Genomic DNA, 6682 nt, shown 5'->3' with positions numbered 1-6682 from the left:
AAACTATTTACTTTTTAAGTATTCTTAGCGAATTACTATGTTATTAATATACAATCTTTTTACATATATGTCAACACCTTTTAAAATATTTTCTTATATTTTTTCTTTTGCCCTTGCAAAAACTCCTATAAAAATAAAACAATACATTTGTTAAAATTTATATTGTAAAGAAGGTTATTTAAAATTAATCCATTAAAATAACCTTCTTTAGATAACTATCTATAGATTAAATAACTTTAACAATAAGCCTCCATATTCAACAATTACTGGAGCGAAAACAACTGAAACTATTGTCATAAGCTTTATTAAAATATTCATTGAAGGACCTGATGTATCCTTAAATGGATCCCCAACTGTATCACCAACTACTCCAGCTTTATGAGCAAAACTTCCTTTACCTCCATTTACTCCTGTTTCAATATATTTTTTTGCGTTGTCCCATGCTCCACCAGCATTTGCCATCATTATTGCAAGTAATACTCCTGCTAAGACTCCACCTCCTATTAATCCTGCTAATGCCTCTGTTCCAAGCAATAAACCAGTAAGTAATGGAACAATTATTGCTAAAATGCCTGGTAAAATCATTTCTGTTAATGCTGCTTTAGTCGAAATTTCTACACACGCAGAATAATCTGGTTTTTCAGTTCCTTCTAATATACCTTTCTTTTCTCTAAATTGTTTTCTCACTTCTTCTACCATCTGAGTTGCAGCTTTTCCTACAGACTGCATAGTCAATGCTCCAAATAAAAATGGCAACATTCCACCAAGCAAAACTCCAACTAATGTTAATGGATTTAAAAGATTTATAGTTTCTAATTTCACAGCTTGCGAATATGATGCAAAAAGTGCTAATGCTGTAAGAGCTGCTGAACCTATCGCAAATCCTTTTCCTATTGCAGCTGTAGTATTTCCAACTGAATCTAATTTATCTGTTATTTCTCTTACTTTTTTATCTAACTCACACATTTCTGCTATGCCTCCTGCATTATCTGCAATAGGTCCATATGCATCAACAGCTATTGTTGTTGCTGTTGTAGCAAGCATTCCCACTGCCGCAAGTGCTATTCCATATAATCCAAGTGCTGTATCAGAAACACCCCCAATACCAAAATAAGAAACTATTATACCAATAACAATCAAAATAACAGGAGCTACTGTTGATTTCATACCAACCGATAATCCTGCAATTATATTAGTTGCTGGACCTGTCTTTGATTCATCAGCTATCAATTTTACACTATTATAATCAGCAGAAGTATATACTTCTGTAATTTTTCCAATTAATAAACCTATAATTAAACCTGTTACTATAGGAACAAATATTTTCATGTTGCCTATCATCAATTTACATAAAATAAAACCAACAACAACTACTATTGCACCAGATATTGCACTTCCCCCATTTAAAGCCTTTTGAGGATTTTCACCTTTATATGATCTAACATATATTATTCCTATTAATGAGGACAATACACCAACTGCTGATAATACCAATGGAAATATTACTATATTTTCTCCAAAACTAGCTGTTAAGGCAGTTCCAAGTGTTACAGCTGATATTATTGAACCTACATAAGATTCAAATAAATCTGCACCCATTCCTGCAACATCACCGACATTATCACCAACATTATCTGCAATAACTGCAGGATTTCTTGGATCATCTTCTGGAATTCCAGCCTCAACCTTACCAACTAAATCTGCACCAACATCTGCTGCTTTAGTATATATACCTCCTCCAACTCTTGCAAATAATGCTATAGAAGATGCACCAAGTCCAAATCCTGTAATATACTCTGCATTCAAATTGAAAATTAATGAAAAAAATCCTAATCCAATCAATCCTAATCCTGTTACACATAAACCCATTACAGATCCACCTGAAAAAGCAACTGATAATGCTCCTTTTATCCCTTGTTTAGCAGCCTCTGCTGTTCTCACATTTGATTTTACAGCAATTCTCATCCCAACAAATCCTGATATTATTGAAAACAAAGCTCCAACTATAAATGCTACTGCTGTCTGAACATTTAAAAATATCAAAATTGCTAAAGTTACAACTATAACAAATATCGCTAAGTATGAATATTCTTTTCTAAGAAACGCCATGGCCCCTTCTTCGATATATCCTGATATTTCCTTCATTCTATCATTTCCAGAATTCTTTTTTAGAATTCCTTGAACAATGAAATAAACAACAACTATAGCAATAATACCTGTTAAAATTGGAACATATAATAAATTCATACCCATCACCTCTCATATTTTTTGGTTTAGTATAAATGATTAGGCTTATTTCACTTTATAGATATATTCATTATTCTTTTGTAACATTCTAATATTATTATTCTCTTTTTTGTTAATCGTTTACATCTATATTAAAATAAAAAGCTGCTCAATTTAAAACAAAGCAGCTCAGATAACTATTTTACTAAATTTATTAAAAATGTATTAATTGCAAACAATACAGAAAATAATATTGTTAATCTTACAAGAACAACTTCTTTAGTTCTTGATTTATTCTTAGAGAAAAATGTATCGTTAGTAGATCCTTGAATTAAACCACTTAATGCATCTGCTTTACTTGGTTGCATATAAACTGTAATGATTACTCCTAGTCCTAATAAAACTTCTAAGACCATTAATATATTTTGCATAGGTAACACCTCCTATAATAATCAATAAACGTACATATTAAATATTATCACATTTAATGATCCATTACAACTTTTCTGTAGTAAAAAATTACATCTGAGCTTATTTATATTATACCACTTTTTTTATAATTTAAAATATTTTTCCTAATTTATTTCACTTTATAACAATATTTTTATAAGTAATTTATATAAAAAACAGGTGCATTAAAACACCTGTTTTTTTAATTATTTTATATTGAAAAATGCTTTTTTTCCTCTATACTCAGCTACATCTTCTAATTGTTCTTCTATTCTTATTAATTGATTATATTTTGCTACTCTTTCTGATCTGGCTGGAGCACCAGTTTTAATCTGACCAGCATTTGTAGCTACAACTAAATCAGAAATTGTTGTATCTTCTGTTTCACCACTTCTATGAGAAACAACAGCAGTATATCCAGCTCTATTAGCCATTTCTATAGCATTTAAAGTTTCTGTTAAAGTCCCTATTTGATTTAATTTTATTAAAATTGAATTTGCAACACCAAGGTTAATACCCTTTTCAAGTCTTTCAGTATTAGTAACAAATAAATCATCACCTACAAGCTGAACTTTTTTTCCTAATCTTTCAGTCATCAATTTCCACCCATCCCAATCTTCTTCTGCCATTCCATCTTCAATTGAGATTATTGGATATTTGTTAACCCACTCTTCAAAGAAATCAACCATTTCTGCACTAGTTAATGTTTTTCCCTCATGTTCTAAAACATACTTTCCATCTTTATAGTATTCAGATGACGCTGCATCTATAGCTATGAATATTTCTTCTCCTGGTTTATATCCAGCTGTTTCTATTGCTTCTATTATTACATCAAGTGCTTCCGCATTGCTCTTTAAATTAGGTGCAAATCCACCTTCATCTCCAATTCCTGTTGCATAGCCTTTATTGTTTAAGATTTTTTTCAATGTATGATAAACTTCTGCACACATTCTTAATGCATCATTGAAAGTTGAAGCTCCAGCCGGCATAATCATAAATTCCTGTAAATCAACAGAATTATCTGCATGAGATCCGCCATTTAATATATTCATCATAGGAACTGGAAGCACTTTTGAATTTGCTCCTCCTATATATCTATATAAAGGAATTCCCAATGCGTTAGCAGCAGCATTAGCAACAGCTAATGATACTCCTAATATAGCATTTGCTCCAAGTTTTCCTTTATTATTAGTTCCATCTAATTCTATAAGCATTTTATCTATATATACCTGTTCAAATACATTGCATCCTATCAGTTCTTCAGCAATAGTATCATTAACATTTTTAACTGCATTTAAGACGCCTTTTCCTTGATATACATTTTTATCCCCATCTCTTAATTCAACTGCTTCATACATACCAGTTGATGCCCCTGATGGAACAGCTGCTCTTCCCATTGTACCATCTTCAAGATATACTTCTACTTCTACAGTTGGAAAACATCTTGAATCTATGATTTGTCTTGCTACTACATCTACAATTTCTAAATAGTCCATCATATTTTATGCCTCCTCATTATTATGAAATATTAACAAATAAAAACTTTAAACCTTTTTCATTTACTTTACTATTATTTGTAATTGTCATATTAAATATTCATTTATATTTTTATTCAAAAAAGGAATTGCTGCCTCTGCAGCAATTCCTATTCCATAAATCTTAAATGATTTTCTGTTTCACAGTATCTATTAAATTTTTCATACCATTCTTTCGCTCTTTTATTGTCAATTTTATCTATTTCGTTCAAAAATTCATCTAATACACCAAGACGTTTTAATCCTTTCATTAAATGTCTTGGATAATCTACTTTTCTATCATAAGATTTTTTAGGATCAATTATCATAAGATTTTTGCTTTCTGATACCAATATATCTTTACATCTTATATCAAGTTTTTTAAATTTCAATTTTTTAAACTCCATCCACAATCTATATATCTTTTCTGTCAATTCTTGATTTAATCCCTGTGATTTTATGTATTTATCCAGCCTTTCTCCTTCAACTTTATCCCTTACTATATAATTCATTCCCTTTTTATATACTTTAGGAAAATATATAGAACCATTTGTTTTTGACAATATATAACTTTCATCCTTACATACTTTCTCTGAAGAAAAAATCTTTACTGCCTTACTATCGGGTAATTCATAAACTACTCCATTATTTCCTTGACCAAGATATTTCGCTTCTCTAAATAGTTTTTCTGTATCTTCATCAAAATTAACTGAATAAGCAAATTTCTTTTTCATAAACTCAATCCTATAATCATTCCTTTCTAATAATATATTTATAAAAACATTAAAATATTCAAATAAAAAAACACATGCAGAAAAAATTCCACATGTGTTTTTAATAATATAAATTTAAGATTATTTATTTACTATTAAATTTTCTCCAGTCATTTCTGCTGGTACTTCAAGACCTAAAACATTAAGCATAGTTGGAGCTATATCAGCTAACTTACCATCTTTTACTGTCTTTCCTTCAGTATGATTAGATACCCATACAAATGGAACTGGATTTGTTGTGTGAGCTGTAAATGGATTACCTGTTGAAAAATCTATTTCAGTTTCAGCATTACCATGGTCAGCAGTTATAAACACTGTTCCATCTTTTTCTAACACTTTATCAACTATGTTACCTAAACATTCATCAACTGCTTCTATCGCTTTAACAGCAGCACTTACAACACCAGTATGACCAACCATATCTGGATTTGCAAAGTTTAATATTACAACATCATATTTATCGCTGTCTAATCTTGAAAGTAATTCTTCAGTTACTTCATAAGCACTCATTTCAGGTTTTAAATCATAAGTTGCAACCTTTGGTGAAGGTATAACTTTTCTTTCTTCACCTGGATTTTCTTTTTCAACACCACCATTGAAGAAGAAAGTAACATGAGCATATTTTTCAGTTTCAGCAATTCTTAATTGAGTTTTTCCATTCTTGCTTAAGTATTCTCCAAGAGTATTAGTCAATACTTGTGGCTTATATGCTATATGAACACCTTCTAAAGTCTTATCATATTGAGTCATAGTTACAAATGTAAGATTTAAAGTTTCTCTCTTAAATCCAGCAAATTCCTTATCATTTATAGCTCTAGTTATTTCTCTAGCTCTATCTGGTCTGAAATTAAAGAATACAACTGAATCTCCATTTTTAATATTTGTTATTGGAGCTCCATTTTCAGTTATAACTGTTGGTAATACAAATTCATCTGTCTTATTATCATGATATGAATTTTCTATAGCTTCTACTGCACTATTTGCAGTTTCACCTTTTCCTAAAACTAATGCATTATATGCAAGTTCAATTCTTTCCCATCTGTTATCTCTATCCATAGCATAATATCTTCCACTGATAGTTGCTATTTTACCAACTCCAATTTCAGCCATCATAGCTTCACATTTTTCTATATATTCTTTTCCTGATGAAGGTGGAACGTCTCTACCATCCATAAATGCATGAACAAATACATTTTGAACGCCTTCTTTTTTAGCAAATTCTAAAAGACCTCTTAAATGATCAATGTGTGAATGAACTCCACCATCAGATAATAAGCCCATTAAATGTAATGCAGCTCCAGTCTTTTTAGCATTATCCATTGCTAATTTAATAGCTTCATTTTCAAAGAATTCTCCATCATTAATAGCTTTAGTTATTCTTGTTAATTCTTGATATACAATTCTTCCTGAACCTATATTTAAATGCCCAACTTCTGAGTTACCCATTTGACCATCTGGTAAACCTACTGCCATACCACTTGCTTGTAATTGTGATGTTGGATAATTAGCAGATAATCTATCGAAATTTGGTTTATTTGCTAAACTTACAGCATTTCCTTCTGATTTTGGCGCTATTCCAAAACCATCTAATATCATTAACATAACTGGTTTCTTTGACATTTTCCTATCCCTCCAAAATGTTTATCTAAAATAAATAATACATGCTTATCTACTCTTTTTCTCTTTCAACTATTTAATTATATTATTTTTTTGACTCCA

The 6682-nt window shown here is 30.3% G+C and carries 5 protein-coding genes; all 5 read right to left on the bottom strand.

The window, feature by feature from the left end; genetic code table 11:
• Positions 1 to 219: 219 nt before the first annotated feature.
• The 5 genes from Q0F58_RS03210 to gpmI all read right to left on the bottom strand — a co-directional run bounded on the left by Q0F58_RS03210 (position 220) and on the right by gpmI (position 6583).
• On the bottom strand, positions 220 to 2247 hold the full coding sequence (locus tag Q0F58_RS03210) for a sodium-translocating pyrophosphatase (protein WP_294372495.1): 2028 nt from the start codon (positions 2245 to 2247) through the stop codon (positions 220 to 222).
• Positions 2248 to 2423: 176 nt separating this feature from the next.
• Positions 2424 to 2657, bottom strand: a complete 234-nt coding sequence (gene secG / locus Q0F58_RS03205; protein ID WP_294372492.1) for a preprotein translocase subunit SecG — start codon at positions 2655 to 2657, stop codon at positions 2424 to 2426.
• A gap of 225 nt (positions 2658 to 2882) precedes the next feature.
• The gene (gene eno / locus Q0F58_RS03200) at positions 2883 to 4175 is read right to left on the bottom strand and encodes a phosphopyruvate hydratase (RefSeq protein ID WP_294372490.1); all 1293 of its coding nucleotides are present in this window, start codon (positions 4173 to 4175) and stop codon (positions 2883 to 2885) included.
• A gap of 146 nt (positions 4176 to 4321) precedes the next feature.
• Positions 4322 to 4924, bottom strand: coding sequence for a protein kinase (locus tag Q0F58_RS03195; protein WP_294372488.1), 603 nt, complete (start codon positions 4922 to 4924; stop codon positions 4322 to 4324).
• Between the two features lie 120 nt (positions 4925 to 5044).
• Complete coding sequence (gpmI, locus tag Q0F58_RS03190) at positions 5045 to 6583, bottom strand: 2,3-bisphosphoglycerate-independent phosphoglycerate mutase (protein ID WP_294372485.1); 1539 nt, start codon at positions 6581 to 6583, stop codon at positions 5045 to 5047.
• Positions 6584 to 6682: the final 99 nt, after the last annotated feature.

Source organism: uncultured Clostridium sp., assembly GCF_934754915.1.
GTDB lineage: Bacteria > Bacillota > Clostridia > Clostridiales > Clostridiaceae > Clostridium.
The sequence above is the reverse complement of the archived record's forward strand: the minus strand, read 5'-3'. Positions and strand labels throughout refer to the sequence as shown.